The sequence below is a fragment of the Mycobacterium alsense genome (assembly GCF_002086635.1).
In the GTDB taxonomy this organism is placed as follows: Bacteria; Actinomycetota; Actinomycetes; order Mycobacteriales; family Mycobacteriaceae; genus Mycobacterium; species Mycobacterium alsense.
Genome location: NZ_MVHD01000144.1, coordinates 1 through 394 on the forward strand (window position 1 = coordinate 1; position 394 = coordinate 394).

Annotated in this window: 1 pseudogene; it reads left to right on the forward strand. The window is 81.0% G+C overall.

Features of this window, described 5'->3' with window-relative positions:
• Window positions 1-394 (forward strand): annotated as a pseudogene (locus tag BST11_RS29425) (hypothetical protein); the annotation flags it as partial.

Sequence of the window (394 nt, forward strand, 5' to 3'; positions counted from 1 at the left end):
GCGGGGCCGGGGGCCGGGCCCCGCTGCTGTTCGGCGGCAGCGCCGGCATCGGCGGCCACACACCCACCGCGACCGGCGGCAACGGCGGCAACGGCGGGTCGGCCACCCTGGGCGCGGGCGGCGACGGCGGCAACGGCGGGACCGCTAGTCCACAAAGCTCAAACGGCACCCTGCCCGGCGACGGTTTCGGCGGCGCCGGCGGCGACGGCGGTACCGCCGGCCCGGGCTTCACCGGCGGCAACGGCGGCTCCGGCGGCGACGTTATCGGTTCGGCGCCCGGCGCGGCCGGGGCCGGCGGCGACGGTGGCCAGGGTGGCTTCGGGGGCGGCACCGGCGGCGACGGCGGCGACGGCGGAAGCGTCGGCGTGGTCCCCAGCAACGACCCCCCCGACCC